This window comes from Paenibacillus odorifer, from assembly GCF_000758725.1.
Taxonomy (GTDB): Bacteria; Bacillota; Bacilli; order Paenibacillales; family Paenibacillaceae; genus Paenibacillus_AQ; species Paenibacillus_AQ odorifer.
Genome location: NZ_CP009428.1, coordinates 496,360 through 516,526, shown reverse-complemented (window position 1 = coordinate 516,526; position 20,167 = coordinate 496,360). Strand labels below are relative to the sequence as shown.

Sequence of the window (20,167 nt, the reverse complement as noted above, 5' to 3'; positions counted from 1 at the left end):
CTATTTTTATGCTAATACTGCTTGAATTTGCGCGATTTCTCCACGCCGCAGAGCCTCTGCCTCTTCACCGCGCACGAACGCTCCAGATATTTTAGTCATAGTTCCATTACGGTATACAAGCATCAAAGATTGAATACTAACCTTCTTCTCGCCAAAGGTATTTTCACGTTTTGGGTTAGAATAGATTACCTCCGTATTCCCAAGGAAAGTGAAGGACAGATTGCCCTCTTCATCAAATAGCCATCCTGGCAATACCGGATCAAGAGACAGCGTAAGCGCTCCATCCTCCATTCTGAAAACATGGCTTCCAGCCATCATTGTTCTCCACATGCTTAAGAATTCCGCGGTCGATCCACTAAGTCTCGCTACGAACCCTCTACCGTGGTTATTTGGATCAGGATTGCCTCCAGTTGCGATAAAAGATGAATTCTCCAGTGTACTGCGTCCATAAACAGCAGGATCAAGGAATGGCACCAGCGACGTCTTCAGCTCACCGTAGAATTCCTCGTACAGCCCGCCCTTCAGCAGCTCAAGCAGATACTTATAGGACATGTGCAGGAAGTTAGACTCCCGTTCTAGCCAGCCTGGTGTAAAGGCTCTCATTCGTCCGATTTCATGCGATTCACCTTCTAGACTAACAGAGGTCTGATACATAGATGTTGCCCGATCATACAGCTCTGTTTGCTTAATCAGGTTATAGATTTCTTTTGCCTGCACCGGGTTCTTCATCGTCTTCAACCAGCGGGTAGGTCCTTCCAGGAAATAAGGCAAGGCATAAGCCTTAAACTCCTCAACCACAGCTTTTGGCAGTCCGTATCCGCTAATTACTGGCTGACCCTCAGCATCTGTTACCTGATGGAATTTCTCCGCTTCAAAACGGAAATAGGTGGGGGTAAGTCCATTGCCCATTTCTACCGCCTTGTTGATCCCCTCATCAATTTTAACTAGGAACTTGGAAAGGGCTTCGCGGATGTGCTCCAGCGTTACTGCGGACTCAACACCAGTAATGCCAAACCGGATACTTGCTCTATAAGCTTCACGGGCTGAAGCTACTGTATCCCAATAGTTGAATTGTTCCACTTCTCCTGCTAGGACAGCAGTTACCGCGTGATATACCGCTTCAAGCAGCTCCGCGATTTCTTCTGGCAGCTTTACAGCTCCCTGTACATTCTCAGCACCGTTCAGCACATCCAGCAAAAAGACTACAGTACGCTTCAGCTCAAAAGTCTCACTCATTCCGGAGCCAAACAATCCTGGCAGACCGTTCATGGCATCGTTCCAGCCCGGCTTGTTGCCTTCCATCTCCACACCCATACCGTAAGGGTCAAGCGTAGCAAATTTATTCAAAGCAAGAGACAACATCTTCACGAACAGATTGGTGTGGTAAATAGCACCTTGCCCACCTTCGGCACGCAGCCAATGGGTATCTCCTGCTTTCCATTTCAGCTTATGCAGCTTCTCCTCATCCTCCAGGAGGGCGCCATATTGCCGGGCTTTTCCGTCACTAATTACATACTTCTCACTACGTGGCAGCACATATGCTGGGCTGTCATAGAACGCATAAGTGTTATCCCCAAATAAAAGCTCCTGCTTCTTGTCAGGGAAGATGTCCAAATAACCTACTACGAGATCCAAATTATACGTCCAGTGATCAGACCAGAAGCCTTCGCCAAAAGCAGCCTCAATGTTTTGCTGTGACAGGGCTAGCAGACCCGACAGAAACTCCTGCTCACTAACCTTCAACGTAACGTTATGATCCGCAATGTAATTGATCAGGCTGCCTGGGGTGAACCGACTGTTGCATAGCTTAACAAGCTCAGCTTGATGATCCGCAGCCGCTTCTCCGATCCATTCCGCAGCCTTCGCTCTGCTGTCTGACTTCACTTCAAAGGTTGTTCCTTGAACACTAAGTGGGTTGTAGCCATCTGCTTGAATTAAGCTATAGAACATTTTGATGTTGAAGCTGCCCACCTTCGGATTAAAAAACACATCATTCCGGCGGTTCTGATTCATATCGCGGAAGTTTCCGTTCCCCTGTGAATAGTATTCTGGGGCAAGCGAGAAGAAGTTATAGTCGCGCTCCAAATCGCCATGTTTACGGGAATATAAATGAACCACAAAGCCATCTCCGCCATTGTCAAAAATAAAAGGATAGCCTCCACGCAGGAAGTTATCGAGATAGGACTGACGGCAATAAGCATCAAACACAGCCGATGAAGTTTGCGTGGCAATGTCTTCTGTTAATTCCTCTGTCAGACCTGCGGCTTCTTGGGATTTGGACAGAATATATTCATCTCGGCATAAATGCTCTGCCTTTTTATTGATTTTATCGATGTCATTTACATGCCCAACCAAAGTATTCAGGGTCAAGCTGCTGCCGGGTGCCAAACGTCTAGCCACACCACTGAAGCCGCAAGGAACCTTATTGACTGGATATTGTGGAAGCTCACTCAGCTCCGAAAGCGTTAATCCCGCAAAGCGGTCTGGGTAAGTAAGAGAGGTATTGCCGCCGAAAATAAGCTCGAAATCAACGATTGGCGCGACTTTTTCTCCTTCTCCAGTAAACGACAGATAGAAATGCCCATTTGTGATTTCGCTAACCTGCGCGCTATCGTTGGTGCTGGAACGCAGCTTATAGAACGGAATACCGTTCTCCAGATTGTATACGTCCATCCAGCTGCGCAGCAGGTTACCAATCTCCTTGTAGCCGCTGTTTTCTACTCCGTAAGGCAAGATCTCAGGCAGACCATCCATCAGCTCCAGTTCAATCTCTTTGCCCCCGATATTCTCAATCTCCACCCGACGTACCAACGCAGCATAATCGTCATTAGGCAGATTGAAATAGTGTACGGTCGTCTTCAGCCCATGCCCGGCATGGCTTTCTTCAAGGGTCAGTCCGTTAGGCAAAATGGTCATGATCCGCTTGGCGGCAGGATCTGGACGTGCCGATTGAAATGGCTCATAAATCTCTTGCTCGCCTTTTATTTTAATAAAGGTTCGGAAGCCGGTGGTTCCTACGTCTTTATAAGAGATATTTGCTGGAGAAAATTCCATGATTGGCGAGTTCTTGTCGCGTACTCCAAAGCTGCAAATCGCTTGCCCCCGGTTCACATAAAAAGTCCACATTGGAATTCCCTTAAGACCTGCAAGACCTGGCAGGAAACTAGAGAAAGGCTTTCCTGTATCAAACTGCTCCATTACAAAATTACCTGATTCGAAATAATAATTACTCACGTTAATGTCCTCCTAAACTGTTACTTATTTATGAAATCAGATGCGTTACGATAGAATGAGAGGATAGCTCGCAGTTGGCAATCTCTTCGCCAAGCCCCAAGGTTACCGTGCGAGCTTCTTCGCTCTCATTCATCAATATGACAGCAAGGCTGCCGTCCGGATTACGGAATGCTGTGGATAGGATTCCTTCCGCTTCAGAAGTAAAGCCAATCCGTACCGCACCTGGCGCGATAAATTTACTGAAATGCCCGATATAATAATAAGAGCTGTTATAGTGCAATTCGTCTGTTGTTGTATCTGCAATAATTGGAGCATCACAGAGATTCCCTACATGATTGGGCCCGCCGGTCTCATCCAGTACCAGGTTCCAGTCCAGATACCCTTCTGTCCATGCATTGAGATCCCCAATCATATTTCTGCCGTAACGTTCACCTGTAAACCATTCGCCAAGCTTGACGCCGCCCTCTTGACAGCCCTCAGTGAACAATAGATGTTTGTCAGGAAATAGATCATGTACCTTCTCTACCTTGTCGAACTCCTCACCACCATACCAGTGGATGCCTGTACCCCACACATATTGTGCAGCTTCAGGATCAGACAACACGACCGAAGCACGTTCGACCATAATATCGCGGTTATGATCCCAGATAACAATGTTCACATCGGAATGGCCTGCCTGCTGCATCACTGGACCGAGATGATTTTTAACAAAATCGCGTTCCTCTTCCGCACTATAAATGCAAGAATCCCAGACTTGAACAGCAGCCGGCTCATTCTGCACGGAAACCGCCCAAATAGGTACGCCTTCCTTCCCATAAGCTTCAATAAATTTGGTATAGTAGCGTGCCCAAACTTCAGCGTATTCTGGCTTGAGCGATCCTCCATTATTCATTTCACCATTTGTTTTCATCCATGCCGGAGGGCTCCAAGGAGAGGCCAACATCGTGAACGGTCCACCTTTTACCTGCATTGCATCCTTAATCAGCGGAAGCACCCACTTATGATCATGGGAGATATCAAAGGTAGCCAGCTCCGTATCATGATCAGCGACATAAGTATAATTTCCAAGCGCAAAATCACAGCTATGAATATGAACACGACCCATGTTATAGCCTAATCCCTCTACCGGATGAAAGTAGCGATGAATAACCTCTGCCCGTTTCTCAGGACTGAGCCGTGACAACGTATATGCCGCAGCTTCTGTGAAAGCGCCGCCAAATCCTATCATCTTTTGGAACTCCTGCTCTGGCTTAAGCTCTACATCGGCAGATCCAGAATCTACTCTTGTGCTAAAAACAATTGCCTCTTTCGGAGTTAAGCGTTCCCCTGTATCTTTTGCAGTTACTACAGTTTGAACTTTTGCCATTTCATCCATCTCCTCTAATTGTTTTGTTACTAACAACAAGCACTGTCTTTACTGGATCACCATCCGATGTTAGGGTTCGGAGCGATGGGCCACTGAAACGTTTGAGAAAATTCAAGGAAGCCTTCGGTAAACTTTGATTTCAGCTCATTCGAAACCTAAAAACGAAACCGGTTTCGATTGTTGCGAAAAAAAATGATCTAACGAAGAGCAGGAAAAAAAAGCGGCATAACAATATGCCCATTATAGCCCCATTCCTCTGAATAAGCTGTAGCAAATACCACATAGGAAGAATTCGAGCTATGATGTCCTCTACTTTATCAGGACTCTTTTCTTTTCGTCAAGATTTATCCTGTGGGCAGCAGCCTACTCTTTGTACTTATGGAATTTGATACAGCCCTAATTTCCACTCGGAGGCGCACAGGATTCCCGTTCGATCACTTCTACCGGAACTAGAACCGCTTCCTTATCCAACTGTTTCCCTTCAATCGATGCTAAAAGAATGTCCGCTGCTCGGCTTCCTAAAAGTTCCGTATCCTGACGAATGGTTGTCAATGCAGGTGTAACATACTCAGCTAGATCAATATCATCGTACCCCACAACTGAAATGTCCAGCGGTACGGAAAGTCCACTATCTTTTACCGCCATAATAGCCCCTAAAGCTAACATGTCACCCGAAGCAAAAACAGCGGTTGGCCGATCAGGCAGCTTAAGAAGCTCCAGCATCGCTTGATAACCACTTTCACGAGAATAAAAAGCTCCATTCACAACATAGGACTCCGGCACTTCAAGCCCCTGCTGCTTCATAGCGTTCTTATATCCTAACTCCCGGGTTTTACCAGGGAAAGTGTTCATACCTCCGGAAATATGAGCAATCTTGCGATGACCCAAAGAAACTAAATACTCTATCGCAAGCTGAGCTCCAGCCGTATTATCCGAACATACCGTATGCGACTGCGTAGTCTCAAAATCCAGAATCACAGTAGGAATATCACTCTCTAGCAGCTCACGGAAATAAGGGTCCTCGTAATCAGACAAGAATACGACAACACCATCTACACCACGAATTCGGCAATTCTCCAAATAACCACTTTGTTTACCTCCAACATCCTTGGAAATAAACATGAGGGCATACCCCTTATCCACAGCAACCTTCTTAAAGCTCTCAATCACAGCGCTAAAAAAGGGATGGCGAATACCAAATCCCGTATTCTCTACAAACAATACACCGATGGTCCATGATTTCTTAGTAGTCAGTGTACGGGCATGGGAATTCGGCAAATATCCCATTTCTTGGGCAACCCGGAATATTTCCTGGCGAGTCTTCTCCCGTACATCGGAATAATTATTAAACGCCTTGGATACCGTTGTAGGAGAGTAACCGGTTCTTTTGGCAATATCATATATAGTTGTCAATCCGGTTCACTCCTTGCCCAGACTAATGAAATACCTTCTGATACCTTCTGTTCACTGCAATTTTAACGTCTTTCGGTACCGCCGTCCAGCAAAAAGTAACTTTGTACGGAAGGAAGCAGCGTAAAGACTTGGATCAAAAGCCCTAGACTCATATAGATCAGATGTATGATTGCCACACTGTTCAACATATACGTCTGCACCATAATCCAAATAATTAACCCAAATCCGATATATAGGGACAATGCCCAGAAGCTATATAATTTCTTAAAGGGATTCAAAGTATTCACCCAGCGCAATTCTGGTCTCTTGATCAACCCATAAAACACAAACAAGGGCAGGATACCAAATACGATGAATAGCAAAATACCCGGAATTAAAAAATCTGAAAATGGCGATCTTTCCAGCATAGATGTGGGCATGTGTATCAGATCACCACTAGGATCTATGACCATTGACCCGCCTCCTGCTAACGCTCCAACCCCCAAAAATATATGAAGAATATAAAGCAATGTTACCGTAAACGGCCTTCTTTTGGTTGGTTCCATTTCAATACCCCTTCCCATGTTAAAAAAGTAGAGCATTCCTTACTGCTCTTTTCAATTTTACATGTTTTTCCTGAACGTCACCAAGATAGATATCACACAAAAAGCCGTATTTAAGCTTTTTTTGAGTGCGATGTGAACGATTGTATTTTACGCTATACTAAGATTAGAACGAAATGTTAACCCTGCCGACTGAATCTAATAAATAAAATACATTGGATCCTAAAAAACAAGGAGACAGGACGGGCGCAAAGACGCGCTGAACCTAACATATCTATGAACGATACCCATCTTTTATCCACCAAACAATGTACCTATTGCCAGCAACAGAAGCCGCTCTCTGAATTTCGTAAACGTACCGGCAAACGTTCCAAAGGCCAGTCTCGCCGTGGTGCTTGTCGGGAGTGCCGCAAACAACGACAAAACATAGATCTGACCCTTGCAGCAGGCCCCATTCCAGTACAACCTGTTACTATTGAAACCCCTTCTTCGGCTGTCAAGGAACGCTCCAAACAAGGAAAGCCTTCTTCCACGGTTGCTTCTTCACCGCAATCCAACCCAAATCAGCGCATACGGGGCTTGGAACAACGAAGGAAACATTCTCATTCTCAAGGCGCGAAACTGAGTCCCGAAGATCCAACGCAATTGATTCCCTCTGCCAAAGGGAAAATTCTAATGCGTGGCCACAGTGATAAAGGACGGCGCTGGCATCAGGAAATTGACTACGAGCTTGCGGTTACTCTAGTCAGAGAACATGCCGCTATCGTAGTGAATCGCCGAACCATCCGCAGGATATACAGCAATAAGGATTTCCGTGCTTATATATTGACCAGAGACAACTATACCTGCTACTTCTGTGGCTCCTATGGAGACACTATAGATCATTTACTCCCCCGTGCTAAAGGTGGTCATACTACTCCGGATAATTGCGTTTGCGCTTGTACGTTATGTAATCAGACCAAGGCCGATCAGTCCGTTGAGGATTTTATGAGCAGATAAAATAGAAAAACGCCCCAATCTCAGTTGATTAGGGGCGCTTTTTAAATTAAAGGTGAATTTTATTATTAGTTAGCAACAATATTTTTAACTCGTCCTACCTGTCCACTGGTTAAACGCACCTTGATGCCATGCGGATGTCGAGGTGAGTTGGTGAGAATATCCTTCACCGTTCCATGTGTTAGCTTACCCGTCGGCTGATCCTGCTTAAGCACAATATCCACTTCAAGCCCAGGACGAATATCGGCTCTTACCTGTCCGTTCATGATGTAATCCCCTTTCAATGGGTTATAATGTTGTCAACTATACTAGATAAGGAGGAGACGTAATGGCCTTCGGCATCAACAGAGAAGAATTAACCCGCTGGAAAAAAGCAGTCTCCGCAGGAGAAATCGCCTTCTTAACCCATTACTGGCTAGACCCGCGTTTTCCCGGCATGACTACTGTCACCAAGGTAGGCTGTAGTGACCTAACCAGATTAACCTATTGGTGTGAGGAAAATGGACTGCCGGCTAAATATATTCATAATCGTTCCCCATTCCCCCACTTTGACCTTATGGGACCCAAACAAGCAGAAATCCTTCGGAAGGAAGGCTTATGGGAACAGTTGGAACGTTTCAAAATGCTCTAAAATTATTTCTTTTTACGTAAATCCTGCATGATCTTGCGGCCGGTAGGTGTCTGTGCTAATCCGCCACCTGCGGTCTCGCGGTGTTTTTCTGGCATAGCTGAGCCTACCTCAAGCATGACCTTGATTACTTCATCTGAAGGGATCACGCTACGTACACCAGCCAGTGCCATATCGGCGGCGGCGAGCGCGGTCACTGCACCGAATCCGTTTCTAACGATACAAGGAATCTCTACAAGTCCTCCCACCGGATCGCAAATCAGTCCTAATGTGTTCTTAAGCGCCAGTCCAACAGCATGCACTGCTTGTGCAGGCGTCCCTCCACGCAGTTCGGTTAAAGCTCCTGCCGCCATCCCGATGGCCGATCCGACCTCGGCCTGACAGCCACCCTCTGCGCCAGATACAAACGAATTGTTGGCAATGACATAACCGATTGCTCCCGCAGCGAACAAACCGGAAACCATATAATCATCATCCCAGCCAAACCGTTCCTGGCAGCTGAGAAATACACCCGGAATAATTCCGCATGAACCTGCGGTAGGTGTAGCAATTATTCGGCCCATTGAGGCATTAACCTCGGATACAGCCAAAGCATAGGCCATTGCTTGACCAGCGGGTCCACCTAGGCATGGTTCATCTGCTGCGTTATAGGCTCCTACACGCTGGGCATCCATTCCCGTAAGGCCGCTGCGCGAAGTGGTATCTTCATGCATCCCACGATGAACAGCTTCTTTCATGACCCCATAATACTCACGCATAGTGGCAAATTCCTGTTCACTGGAACGTCCAGATTCCGCGCTTTGCTCTTCGAGCATAAGAGCTCCAATGGTGAGGCCACGTTCCTCACATAATACAGCCAGTTGGCTAAGTGTTTGAAAATTCATGTTAAGCTTTCCTTCCCCTTCTCATCTTGCTTACCTTCGTTTAAATTAACCAATTTCACCGATTTCACCGCAGTGAGCGCTTTAAGCGCTTCAATAAGCTCAGGAGTAGCAGCTTCATCCAGCTCCAGTACCGTTAAGGCTGCACCGCTGCGATTCTTCCGATCAAGAGACATATGCCCTATATTAAATTGTCCGTTACGCATCACTTCTGTAACACTCGCCAGAACACCTAAATAATCCATATGATGAATCAATACCGTCGGATACATTCCCGTAAGCTTTACTCCAAAACCATCCACATCGACGATCTCAATGTTTCCACCACCGATGGATGTCCCCGTTAAAGTCAGCTCACTTCCTGTCTCTTGTCCGATAAGATGCAGTTTAACCGTGTTAGGATGAGGAAACAATCCCGTTCCTTGCTCAAAAGATACTTCCATCCCAGCTTCAGCCGCCAACTCCAGAGAGTCGGGTAACCGATGATCATCGGTAGCGTAATCCATAAGTCCTCCGACAATAGCCCGGTCTGTACCATGTCCCTGATAAGTAGCTGCAAAAGAACCAAAAAACGTCACTTCTGCCACACGCGGCACTTCACCCAGCACCTGCCTTGCAGCCCTTCCGATCCGTGCTGCACCGGCTGTATGCGAGCTTGAAGGCCCGACCATGGCGGGACCAATAATTGAAAACACATCTTTAAAACGCATAAAAGACCTCCTGCCTGCAAATAGGCAATTATCAAACTCATATATAGTATACTGCACTGGCAGTCGGAGTTCACCGTTACATTTGCTGTGATATATCCACTTCTAATCTAATGATATTTTACTTAGATAGTATCTTCATTTCGCATCTTATGTATCACAAGATATCCTGGGAGTATAACATAATTCCACCTCTATACTGCCAGTCTATCCCTTCCCAGAATCCTCTTCCTTGTTCATTGGTTCCTATAACCATCAGATGGCATTTTGCAATACCAGCTGCATGTAAATTACCGAGACAACGCTTTACAAGCTCACGCCCGATGCCCATGCCTCGGCAGTCATTACTAACCGCCACATGATACATATAACCTCTTCGCCCATCATGTCCACACAATGCAGTTCCTACAATCCGGCCGTCTTCATTCTCGCAGATCTGGCTGAAGCCAGCATTACGCTCCAGATAACGCGCAACCTCCAGCCTCGAATCTGCTTCGCTGAGTCCCATTCCCTCTGTATTTTCCCATAGCTGGTAGGCAGCTTCATAATCATCCGAAATCATCTCTCAATAATTCATGTCTATCCCCTCGCTTGTATAGAATGACAAAAAGCATAAAGAGCACTCCGCGGAAGCTTTTCCAGCATCAGCAGCGCTTCATAAGGGTCACCTTCCAAACCCAGCACTTGCGCGAAGGCAGGTTCGGTCTTCCACCCGTTTGTTTTCATTGTAATGATCTGCTGGCGAAAATCATTATCCAGCTGAGCTAGAATTTCCGCTTCAATGATCATATGTAAGTAACCATTCTGCAGAGCTGTGGGTCGCGGCTGCCCAAACAGTTCTATAGGCCAGCCCCCGGCCATAAAGTTAATTTTCGTTCGAGGGACCCCATCAACCACACGCGATACACTAGTAAAATCATCCATGGTTCCGAAATATCGACTAACAATGTCCGTAAACATTACGGAATCATGAACCTCACAAATAATATCCAGGTCGCTGCCCTTCACCTGAATTCCAAGCGGCACTGTGCCAACCAGCACCGGGTTATAGTCGGCCAGCAAACTCATAATATTTAATTTTCTTAACAGGGCATAGACCTCTTTTTGCACTGGAGTTCCGTGATTCAAATAATCTATATTTCGCCAATCATTCATCTCGGACAAACGCCCCTCCGACTAGGATATAAACACAGGTATAACTGGATAACAGCGCACGCTTTTCTAGGCGCATGCATAGAAATATACGGAAGATAGAAGGCAAGGAGGAGTGTATGTAAAAATGAATCCCACCTACCCCTACTATGGGGAACAAACGATATGTAAGGAACAGCCTATTGCTTTTCCCCCGCAGCACCAAGACCGTCAGCCAGGTCTAGAGAGTCTAATGAATCCTCGCCCCATCAGTGAAGATCCGGAGATTGCCGGCAGTGGAAAGCTGAAAGGAAAAATTGCACTCATCACCGGAGGCGACAGCGGGATTGGTAAAGCGGCGGCCATTGCTTTTGCAAAGGAAGGCGCAGATGTCGCTATAGCTTATTTATACGAAGCTTCAGATGCAGAGGTCACTCAGCGGCGAATTGAAGAATTAGGGCAACGTTGTTTGCGGATCGAAGTTGATTTACGCCATAAGGAAAACTGCTTCAAGGCTGTGGAGCATACCCTTCGCACTTTTGGCAAGCTGGACATCCTCGTCAACAATCATGGCGTCCAGTATCCACAAAAAAGTATTTTGGATATCACGGAAGCACAGCTCTACCAAACGTTTCAGACGAATATATTTCCATTCTTTTACCTGACGCAAGCCGCACTTCCACATCTAAAAAAAGGCGCAGCCATCATCAATACTGCGTCCATTACTGCCTATCAAGGAAATAAGGAGCTTATAGATTATTCCTCAACTAAAGGTGCGATCGTATCCTTTACCCGCTCTTTAGCCTTATCACTCGTAGACTCTGGCATTCGTGTCAATAGTGTAGCTCCCGGACCCGTATGGACACCACTAATTCCCTCCAGCTACTCCGCAGATGAGGTTAGTGTATTTGGGACGGATACACCCTTTAAACGTGCCGCACAGCCATATGAGTTAGCAGGAGCCTATCTTTATTTAGCGGGACCGGATTCTTCGTATGTTACCGGGACATGTATTCATGTCAATGGTGGAGACATGGTCACCAGCTGATGCATTACACCACGAGAGGAATGTATATCAAATGAATAAGATAAACGATTATGATATCTCTTCTGTCCGCCTGAGCAGTGGCATGTACGCATTAACCAAATTAGCCTGTGCAGGGTTAACCTACGTCCTTGTTACCTTACTTATGCTTGGATTTCCACAATCCGACGGAATCCCTGAAGGCTGGCCACTATCGATTCCTTATGCCATTTATGCTTATGGATTGCCTGCGGCGTTAGTAGCGGATATACTGCTGCATATTCTGCGTTCGAAATCGCAAATCCTGCCTCTGGCTGTATACGTCGTCACGGGTTTCGGCGCAGGTTTATGGCTGGCAGCGGAACAAGGTGCAGAGTATCTGCTATGGGGTCTGGGTGGAATTCTGGGACTGCTCATTCTTCGAGTGACCCAGCTTGGTGTGGAAAGATTCCCTCTGTTGCTGCCAGTATTCGCGCTGTTTCTGCCACTGCTCTGTTTACTGTTGTCATAAGCCTTATTAGGTGTATTCAAAGCGCTTCAATGATATCTCCGGCAATGATAGCCGCCGGATTATTCCGCTGACGGGCTGCTCTCTCTCCTGCTAATCCGTGCAGGTATACCCCAAAAGCTGCTGCCTGCGTAGCATGAAGTCCCTGAGCCAGCAGACTGGAAATCATGCCCGTTAGCACATCACCGGCTCCACCAGTGCCCATGCCGGGATGGCCTGTGGTATTTACATAAGCTTGCCCTTCAGGAGTTGCTATCACGGTATGCGCTCCTTTTAACGCAAGTGTAACCCCATGCTCCTTGGCATAGTCCATAGCCAGACCGATCCGGTCACGCTGGACCTCAGCCGTAGTTAGGTTGGCTAGACGAGCCATCTCACCTGGGTGAGGGGTCAGAATTACAGAATGACGCCGCACCCAACTCTTATAATCGGAGTCAGCCAGAATATTTAAGGCATCCGCATCGATAACCAGCGGGCAATCACTGCCTTCCCAAAGACTGCGAAGCCAATCTGTATCTCCCGGGAACCGTCCAAGACCAGGGCCCACAGCTATTACATCTCGCTCTTCGCTTAACTTCAGTAGCTCTGACACGGTCCCAGCCACCCAGTTTCCTTCTTCACTGCCACCTACATCAGCCAGCATCAATTCAGGAACAACACCGATGACGGAAGGTAACAGCTTCTTAGGAAGCGCCCAGGTCACCAGTCCGCAGCCCGTGCGTAGCGCAGCACGGGCTGCGAGTAGTCCAGCACCGCTCATCCGTAGGGTGCCGGCGGCAAGGAGTACATGCCCATAAGTACCCTTATGGCCTTCAGGCGACCGCCGCCGGGCCAGATCGACACCCAGATGGGCATGCAGCACTTCCGGTGTCAGCAGGTGTGCCTGCACACCGCTGTTAAGAGCCAGAGCAGTCGGAATGCCGATGGCCCGTACCTTGACATGCCCCGCCGCGCCTGCACCGGGGTATTGCAGGAGGCCTCGCTTGAGAAACGCGAGGCATACCGTCACTGACGCATGAATGCAAGGCTCATGCGTCTCTCCTGTGTCCGCGTTCAGACCACTGGGGATGTCCGCGGACACAATGACCTTGCCGCTGCTGTTCGCTGCGGCAATCAGCTCCGCATAGGCGCCGCGCGGGGCTCCCGCGCCGCCGGTGCCGAGCAGCGCATCCAAGATGCCGCTGCACTCGGCAAGGTCCAGCCGATCCCTGCCGTATACTACGGCAGGCAGGCCCATGGCTGCAGCCGCATCGCGCTGCAGGGCGGCCTCGCCGGAGAGCGACTCCGGCGGCACCGCATAGACGAGCGTGACGGCGATGCCGGTCTCGCGAAGGTACCGTGCGGCGGCGAGGCCATCGCCGCCGTTGTTGCCTTTGCCGACGAGGATGAACCATCGCTCGGCTGCGGCAGAGGCAAGCGTCAGCGCATGATCTGCGCTGACCTTAAATGCCTTGCCTGTGCCACCCAGCGCGGCCTCCCTTAGCCCGGTATCGTTCCTTTCGGCTGCATTCCTGCAGCCTGCCCCGCCTCTCTCCCGGCAAAGCGTGATGATCTCCTCGGCGATAACTCTTCCCGCATTCTCCATCAGCGCAATCGCTGGAATCCCCAGCTGCTGGATCGTTTCGCTGTCCAGCTGCCTCATTTGCTCAGCAGTTACCAGATACATGATTTAGCCCCTTTCCGCTATCTACCGTTCCAAAGCTTCACACGCAATTCCAAGTACAAGTCCGAGCGCAAGTCCGGCGCAAGTCTGATATCAGTAAGCGACAGTAAATCTGGCCCGACTAAAATTCCCTTCCTCCAGCTCGTCCACCATAGCTACAGCGAAATCCTCCACACTAATCTTGCTTTCACCATTATCATCTAGAATAAGACGGTCCAATCCGATGCGGAAATGACCTGTACGACGACCTGGATGAACTACCGCAGCAGGACTGAGATACGTATAATCCAATTCTGTATTTTTGTAAATCTCATAAGCCTGCGCATGCGCCTCTGCAACTGGTTTAAACTCTTCCGGAAAATCCGGTGTATTCATCAGCAGCTCTCCAGTTTCAGTCTTTAAGCTACCTGCACCTCCAACAACCAAAAGCCGATTTAACCCTGCCGTCTGCATACCCTCCACCAACGCTTTTGCCGCCGTAATCAGATCCTGCTCTTGCCCCGCTCCTGGTCCATAAGCACTGATTACCTCTTCATGGCCACGGACTGCAGCTGTTACTGAAGCCGGATCAAGAATATCCACCGTTGTTACATGTAAACGCTCGTGTTCGAGAGTTATTGACTCTGGATTGCGTACCGCAGCTGTTACTTCGTGTTTTCTTTTTAATGCCTCCTGTACAATTGCCTTTCCAATCGTTCCTGAAGCGCCCAATATTACAACATCCATCTTGTTGTTCCTCACATTCTACGAGCAAAGCCATTATCGTGCAGCCTTCTGCTCAATTATTTTTTTGATGCTCATCTGAATAGCTTTTCCCTTACAGCCTTTAAACATTATTTATCCCCTGAGATCCAATCGAAACCAGATCGCACCTACTAACCCGCTTTCAGACCAAAAACCCCTTAACCAATACAAGGGGCACTCTCTACTAAAAAAAGCAGCATGTATTCGCCTTAGCTTAGCGACGCAAAAACATTCCCTGAGAACGTGGCATAACCGATTCAAAACCATATTGTGCGTAGAGCTTCGAGGCTTCTCCATCTGCAATCAGACTTACATACGCCTTGTCTGGTACAGTATTAAGGAATTCTCTGATTTCCCGCATGATCAGCTTTCCCAAACCTTGTCCTTGATGTGAAGGCTTGACCGCGATATCCGTGACCTGAAAAAAACATCCCCCATCGCCAATCACCCGCCCCATCCCGATTAGGTTATTCTCCTCATACAAGGTTACAGCAAAAATAGAACGAGGCAAACCGATCGCTGCACCTTCCACACTCATTTCACTCAGCCCAGCTTCTTTTCTCAGCGCCAAATACTGTTCCACTGAAGGCTGTTCATGGCGTATATCAAGCTTACTTGTTGTTTCCACCCGCACTCCTCCGTTCAGCATTGCTGTTCCCACTATATACGACTGCATGGTTCACAGGCAAGGCTCACTGCTAGGGATGTTTTTGAAACTGAGGGATAAGTTTTATATTCTTGAATTCCTTTACTGACTGTGTGGAATAGTATCTGTAACAATATTTATAAAAGGGTGGGTGAAGCATTATGTCTCCTGTAGCCAAGCTGTTCAAATGGGGAACATGCCTTTATGAAGCTTTTCTGGCTCTGCCGTTGATCGGCGGACTCTTTATCATTGCAAATGGTTGGGTCCCTTTGGCCATTGCCTTTTTGCTCCACGCTGTAGCCATTGTTGTGCTGCAGAGAGAGCATAAACCATTCATGGGTAACGTTCTGGGCATTATCACCTCGATTTTAGCTTTTATTCCGATCGTTGGTTGGATTATGCACGCCATCACTGCGTTCATCCTGTTAATGGAGGGCGTATCCGCCTCACGCCAAGCCCCTCGTTATTAACAAACTTACTGCGTCATCAAAATATGTAACTGTCCCACGGGCCGAATCATTTGTAAAAGTCGTAAAAAGACAGATCATTCCCGGCGACCTACGGACCCAGATGACATATTACTGTGTTCTTACTCATGAGCGGTCTGCTTCAACACTCATCATTCCTGCGACCTACGGACCCAGATGACATATTGCTTTGTTCTTACTCATGAGCGGTCTGCTTCAACACTCATCATTCCTTGCGACCTACGGACCCAGATGACATATTGCTTTGTTCTTACTCATGAGCGGTCTGCTTCAACACTCATCATTCCTTGCGACCTACGGACCCAGATGACGTTATTTGCGCCTTTTCAGCTTTTGGAGCGTGGTTTCGGACTCCAGGGACGTTATTGCTTAGAATCAGGTCCATATGTGGTGTTTTTTATGCCAATAGCAGCTATGCGGTCCGTTAGCGTGGCAAATGTGGCATAATACTGCGTTTAGCGTCAACTGAGTCCGATGGGATGCGTCATACGTGCCAGAATATCCAAGCATACAAAGAAAAGGAGTTGCCCCAGCAGCCATTACGTGGCTTATGTGACAACTCCATAATCTTTTATCCAAAAAGATGAGATATATCTTTATGATTGCCCAGAGATTGAATCAACGTCCCGCGGATTGAGAATCGGCCCGCCGCCCGCCGTTTTCACCAATATAACGTCCATTTGCGTTGCCACTGCTATTCTCAAACCGTTTGCGTTCCGTACGCTCCATCTGAACAATCTGACCTTCATGCACCACAATATGCAATGAGCCAAATTCCATATCATCCAGAAGTCCTGCAATCCGCGTAAGCCATAAATCGTCCACTTTCAGCGGTTTAGCCATTCTCTAGCCTCCCTTTCTCACCAAAGGATTGTATCCGCCTAAATTCCTTATTTCTTCAATTCCGTTATTACCAACCAGTATACTATGAATTAACTTAGCATGGAACTAAAAGTCATGTCAATGGGCATTTTTTCGCGACAACCAGCTTTTAATAATCATCGTTACCAAAGCCAATAACAGGAGCAAAGAAGCTACTGCAAAAGATGCTGAAAATTGATATTCGTTATACAAAATCTCAACATGCAGCGGCAGCGTATTCGTCTCCCCACGTATGTGCCCGGACACCACAGAAACCGCACCAAACTCACCCATGGCCCGCGCATTACACAAAATAATGCCGTATAGTAATCCCCATTTAATATTAGGCAGTGTGACTCTGAAAAAGATTTGCCACCCATGTGCTCCGAGTGTAATTGCGGCTTCTTCCTCCTGTGTACCCTGATCCTCCATCAGCGGGATTAACTCACGCGCTACAAAAGGAAACGTCACAAACAACGTGGCTAGCACGATACCCGGAAGCGCAAATACAATCTTGATATCATGTGCGCTTAGCCAAGGACCAAACCATCCGTTAGCACCGAAGACGAGCACAAAGATTAGACCGCCGATGACAGGCGAAACTGCAAAAGGGAGATCAATCAAGGTAATTAGAAACCCTTTGCCGCGGAAACGAAACTTGGTTACAGCCCACGCCGCTGTTACACCAAAAAAGGTATTCAGAGGCACCGTTACCGCTGCAACAAGCAGCGTCAATCGCAGCGCTGAGCGGGCATCCGGATCAGTCAGGGCAGCTATATATACATCCCAGCCCTTCTTCAGCGCCTCGGTTAACACAACAACTAATGGCAGAGCAATCAGCCAAAAAAGGACTAGCCCAGCCGCTCCGATCAACACCCATTTTACAATTGGGGTTTCTGTTGTCGCGGACGAGGACGCATTCTTTTGTAGCCGGGGGGTGTAGAGGGGGACGGTACCGGCCAAAATTATTCCTCCTTTAAGGGTTTTACGAAGACAAGATACCTCGAGTATGCAGTATCGACAACAGATACGAATTGTCTCCGAGTAAGTTTGAACATGATCGGATGTCAGCTGTCACGGAGATTACCCTCAACGAGAAGTCTTACGAACCCAGCGCTGAAGTGTGTTAATAACAAGCAGCATAAGGAAGGAAATGAAGAGCAATAGCAGGGCTACGGCGGTAGCTCCGGCATAATCATATTGCTCCAGTTTAGACATGATAAGCAGCGGAGCAATCTCCGTCCTCATCGGCATGTTACCGGAGATGAATACGACGGAGCCGAATTCACCGATGCCCCGGGCAAAAGCTAGAGCAAAACCTGTTAGCAGTGGCGGGAACAGCTCAGGCAGTACTACTGAGCGAAAGGTTCTCCAGCGGCCTGCGCCAAGGGTTGCCGAAGCTTCCTCCATATCTCTGTCCAAATCCTCCAGCACCGGCTGCACCGTCCGGACAACGAACGGTATGCCGATGAACATCAAAGCCAAGGTAATCCCGAGCGGAGTGAATGCCACCTTTAATCCCAGCGGCTCAAGCCAAGACCCAATCCAGCCATTGCCTGCATAGAGCGCCGTCAAAGAGACACCGGCTACAGCTGTCGGCAAGGCAAACGGGAGATCGATCAGCGCATCAAATATTCTTTTGCCCGGAAATTCATAACGTACCAGTACCCACGCCAGCAAAAGTCCTAGAATTGCATCTACAAAAGCGGCCGCAGCAGCTGTCGACAGGCTCACACGATACGAGGCTAATACCCGCGGGTCCGTAGCTACATCCCAGAATTTCGCCCAGCTCAGACCTGTAGAATTGAACAGCAGCGCCGAAAGTGGCAGTAGAACCACTAGACTCAGGTATAGTACACTGTAGCCCATCGTCAGCCCGAAGCCGGGCAGTATTTTGCGCCGTGTTGCTGCTGGTGCAGCCGTAGTGGTGACATTCATCCCCTATTCATCCTTTCTCGCCTTCGGCCTTTTAGCCGATCAGCCCCTACCGGGACAAATCTCAATGATTACATCCTGCGTTTCATTCATCTGTTATTTGGCACCTGGCACATAAATCTTGTCAAAGATCCCGCCATCATTAAAATGCTTCTCTTGCGTTTCTTTCCAGGTTCCGAATTTGTCAGCCAATGTGAACAGCTTGATTTCCGGGAACTTATCTTTGTATTCTTCTTTCACGCTATCTAATGTAGGACGGTAGTAGTTTTCAGCCGCGATTTTTTGTCCCTCTTCACTATAGAGGTACTTCAAGTACGCCTCGGATACCTCACGCGTGTCTCTTTTATCCACAACCTTATCTACTATAGCTACTGGCGGTTCAGCCAAAATACTCTCCGAAGGATTCACGATATCAAATTTGTCCGGTCCCAGCTCTTCCACAGATAAATAGGCTTCATTCTCCCATGCGATCAGCACATCACCAATTCCACGCTCCACAAACGTTGTCGTAGATCCACGCGCGCCGGTATCCAGCACTGGCACATGCTTGAACAGTTCTTTTACAAATTCCTCAGCCTTAGCCTCATCGTTATTGTTCTGGTCTAGTGCGTAGCCCCAAGCTGCCAAGTAGTTCCAGCGTGCTCCACCTGATGTTTTCGGGTTTGGTGTAATAACCTCTACGCCCTCTTTGAGCAGATCTGGCCAATCCTTGATTCCTTTCGGATTCCCTTTGCGTACAAGGAACACGATAGTCGAGGTGTAAGGCGAGCTATTATGATCGAATTTACTTTGCCAGCCCTCATTGATCAGTCCCTTTTCCTGCAAGGCATCAATATCATAACCAAGTGCTAATGTCACAACATCCGCTTCCAGACCATCAAGCACAGCACGGCTTTGTTTCCCTGATCCACCGTGGGATTGTTTAATGGTGACCTTCTGTCCTGTTTCTTTCTCCCAATAGGCAGCAAAAGCTTTATTATAATTCTCGTACAATTCGCGAGTAGGGTCATATGAGACGTTCAGTAGTTCTACTGGATCTTTAGATGGAGTTTTTGTTGCTTCAGCCGCATTTGTGGCCTCCGCTGAATTGGTTGTTGCTGGTGCGTCTGTTGCCGGACTAGCACTATTGCCGTTATTGTTATTGCTGCCGCAAGCAGCAGTAAGCCCTGCCGTCAGCAACAAGCTAAACCCTACAAGAAGCCCTTTATTCATCTTTTTCTTCATCTCTTCCACTCCCCCATGTTTTTTCGTACCAGACAAACCCTTGGGTAACACAAAAAGAACGGAGGAAAGCCTACGTATGGCAGGTCAAACCGGTCCTAAGACCGTGTCTGCGAGCCTAATGCAGGCGTTCCTCCGTTCGTACGGTAAGAACTTTCTTCAATTATTCCTATCTACTT

Annotated in this window: 21 protein-coding genes; 5 read left to right on the top strand and 16 right to left on the bottom strand. The window is 47.8% G+C overall.

The annotated features are described in order from the left end of the window. Window positions 1-6: 6 nt before the first annotated feature. The 4 genes from PODO_RS02260 to PODO_RS02245 form a co-directional block, all read right to left on the bottom strand. Window positions 7-3,234, bottom strand: a complete 3,228-nt coding sequence (locus PODO_RS02260; RefSeq protein WP_038568482.1) for a cellobiose phosphorylase — start codon at window positions 3,232-3,234, stop codon at window positions 7-9. A gap of 28 nt (window positions 3,235-3,262) precedes the next feature. Beyond that, window positions 3,263-4,600, bottom strand: coding sequence for a glycoside hydrolase family 30 protein (locus PODO_RS02255; RefSeq protein ID WP_038568480.1), 1,338 nt, complete (start codon window positions 4,598-4,600; stop codon window positions 3,263-3,265). A 396-nt stretch (window positions 4,601-4,996) separates the two neighbouring features. Next, window positions 4,997-6,013: a LacI family DNA-binding transcriptional regulator gene (locus PODO_RS02250; protein ID WP_036682614.1), complete on the bottom strand. Its 1,017-nt coding sequence runs from the start codon at window positions 6,011-6,013 to the stop codon at window positions 4,997-4,999. A 62-nt stretch (window positions 6,014-6,075) separates the two neighbouring features. After that, complete coding sequence (locus PODO_RS02245) at window positions 6,076-6,465, bottom strand: hypothetical protein (RefSeq protein WP_235219475.1); 390 nt, start codon at window positions 6,463-6,465, stop codon at window positions 6,076-6,078. 366 nt (window positions 6,466-6,831) lie between these two features. On the opposite strand from PODO_RS02245, the gene PODO_RS29805 reads away from it, so the two are divergent. Next, entirely contained in the window at window positions 6,832-7,554 is a 723-nt protein-coding gene (locus PODO_RS29805) for an HNH endonuclease (RefSeq protein WP_052096736.1), read from the top strand. A 65-nt stretch (window positions 7,555-7,619) separates the two neighbouring features. Here PODO_RS29805 and PODO_RS02235 read toward each other — a convergent pair whose 3' ends face one another. Beyond that, a complete protein-coding gene (locus PODO_RS02235; RefSeq protein ID WP_036682616.1) occupies window positions 7,620-7,817 on the bottom strand; it encodes a YwbE family protein in 198 nt (65 codons plus the stop codon). 62 nt (window positions 7,818-7,879) lie between these two features. Between PODO_RS02235 and PODO_RS02230 the strand changes: the two genes are divergently transcribed. After that, window positions 7,880-8,182: a hypothetical protein gene (locus PODO_RS02230; protein WP_036682619.1), complete on the top strand. Its 303-nt coding sequence runs from the start codon at window positions 7,880-7,882 to the stop codon at window positions 8,180-8,182. Window positions 8,183-8,184: 2 nt separating this feature from the next. On the opposite strand, the gene sdaAA is transcribed toward PODO_RS02230, so the two are convergent. The 4 genes from sdaAA to PODO_RS02210 form a co-directional block, all read right to left on the bottom strand. Continuing rightward, complete coding sequence (gene sdaAA, locus PODO_RS02225) at window positions 8,185-9,063, bottom strand: L-serine ammonia-lyase, iron-sulfur-dependent, subunit alpha (protein ID WP_036682621.1); 879 nt, start codon at window positions 9,061-9,063, stop codon at window positions 8,185-8,187. Beyond that, window positions 9,060-9,770 carry an L-serine ammonia-lyase, iron-sulfur-dependent subunit beta gene (gene sdaAB, locus PODO_RS02220; protein ID WP_036682623.1) on the bottom strand — a complete coding sequence of 237 codons (711 nt, stop codon included), beginning with the start codon at window positions 9,768-9,770 and terminating at the stop codon, window positions 9,060-9,062. The genes sdaAA and sdaAB overlap by 4 nt, the downstream gene beginning before the upstream one ends. Before the next feature lie 154 nt (window positions 9,771-9,924). Beyond that, window positions 9,925-10,329, bottom strand: coding sequence for a GNAT family N-acetyltransferase (locus tag PODO_RS02215; protein ID WP_038568478.1), 405 nt, complete (start codon window positions 10,327-10,329; stop codon window positions 9,925-9,927). A gap of 17 nt (window positions 10,330-10,346) precedes the next feature. Beyond that, the gene (locus tag PODO_RS02210) at window positions 10,347-10,922 is read right to left on the bottom strand and encodes a DUF4269 domain-containing protein (protein ID WP_038574055.1); all 576 of its coding nucleotides are present in this window, start codon (window positions 10,920-10,922) and stop codon (window positions 10,347-10,349) included. Window positions 10,923-11,046: 124 nt separating this feature from the next. Between PODO_RS02210 and PODO_RS02205 the strand changes: the two genes are divergently transcribed. Both PODO_RS02205 and PODO_RS29800 read left to right on the top strand, forming a co-directional pair. Continuing rightward, window positions 11,047-11,946: an SDR family oxidoreductase gene (locus PODO_RS02205; protein ID WP_038568476.1), complete on the top strand. Its 900-nt coding sequence runs from the start codon at window positions 11,047-11,049 to the stop codon at window positions 11,944-11,946. 31 nt (window positions 11,947-11,977) lie between these two features. Further along, entirely contained in the window at window positions 11,978-12,433 is a 456-nt protein-coding gene (locus tag PODO_RS29800; RefSeq protein ID WP_051491252.1) for a hypothetical protein, read from the top strand. A 16-nt stretch (window positions 12,434-12,449) separates the two neighbouring features. Here the strand turns inward: PODO_RS29800 and PODO_RS02195 are convergent, their stop codons facing one another. The 3 genes from PODO_RS02195 to PODO_RS02185 form a co-directional block, all read right to left on the bottom strand. Next, window positions 12,450-14,096 carry a bifunctional ADP-dependent NAD(P)H-hydrate dehydratase/NAD(P)H-hydrate epimerase gene (locus PODO_RS02195; protein ID WP_038568474.1) on the bottom strand — a complete coding sequence of 549 codons (1,647 nt, stop codon included), beginning with the start codon at window positions 14,094-14,096 and terminating at the stop codon, window positions 12,450-12,452. Window positions 14,097-14,186: 90 nt separating this feature from the next. Next, on the bottom strand, window positions 14,187-14,819 hold the full coding sequence (locus PODO_RS02190; RefSeq protein WP_038568472.1) for an NAD(P)-dependent oxidoreductase: 633 nt from the start codon (window positions 14,817-14,819) through the stop codon (window positions 14,187-14,189). A gap of 232 nt (window positions 14,820-15,051) precedes the next feature. Beyond that, complete coding sequence (locus tag PODO_RS02185) at window positions 15,052-15,465, bottom strand: GNAT family N-acetyltransferase (RefSeq protein WP_244886416.1); 414 nt, start codon at window positions 15,463-15,465, stop codon at window positions 15,052-15,054. A 179-nt stretch (window positions 15,466-15,644) separates the two neighbouring features. On the opposite strand from PODO_RS02185, the gene PODO_RS02180 reads away from it, so the two are divergent. Beyond that, window positions 15,645-15,953 carry a hypothetical protein gene (locus tag PODO_RS02180; protein ID WP_038568468.1) on the top strand — a complete coding sequence of 103 codons (309 nt, stop codon included), beginning with the start codon at window positions 15,645-15,647 and terminating at the stop codon, window positions 15,951-15,953. A 636-nt stretch (window positions 15,954-16,589) separates the two neighbouring features. Here PODO_RS02180 and PODO_RS02175 read toward each other — a convergent pair. The 4 genes from PODO_RS02175 to PODO_RS02160 all read right to left on the bottom strand — a co-directional run bounded on the left by PODO_RS02175 (window position 16,590) and on the right by PODO_RS02160 (window position 19,991). After that, entirely contained in the window at window positions 16,590-16,814 is a 225-nt protein-coding gene (locus PODO_RS02175; RefSeq protein WP_036682638.1) for a YezD family protein, read from the bottom strand. Window positions 16,815-16,931: 117 nt separating this feature from the next. After that, a complete protein-coding gene (gene cysW, locus PODO_RS02170) occupies window positions 16,932-17,795 on the bottom strand; it encodes a sulfate ABC transporter permease subunit CysW (protein WP_036682641.1) in 864 nt (287 codons plus the stop codon). A gap of 126 nt (window positions 17,796-17,921) precedes the next feature. Further along, window positions 17,922-18,770 carry a sulfate ABC transporter permease subunit CysT gene (cysT, locus tag PODO_RS02165; RefSeq protein WP_038568467.1) on the bottom strand — a complete coding sequence of 283 codons (849 nt, stop codon included), beginning with the start codon at window positions 18,768-18,770 and terminating at the stop codon, window positions 17,922-17,924. Window positions 18,771-18,863: 93 nt separating this feature from the next. Further along, on the bottom strand, window positions 18,864-19,991 hold the full coding sequence (locus tag PODO_RS02160) for a sulfate ABC transporter substrate-binding protein (RefSeq protein WP_036682645.1): 1,128 nt from the start codon (window positions 19,989-19,991) through the stop codon (window positions 18,864-18,866). Window positions 19,992-20,167: the final 176 nt, after the last annotated feature.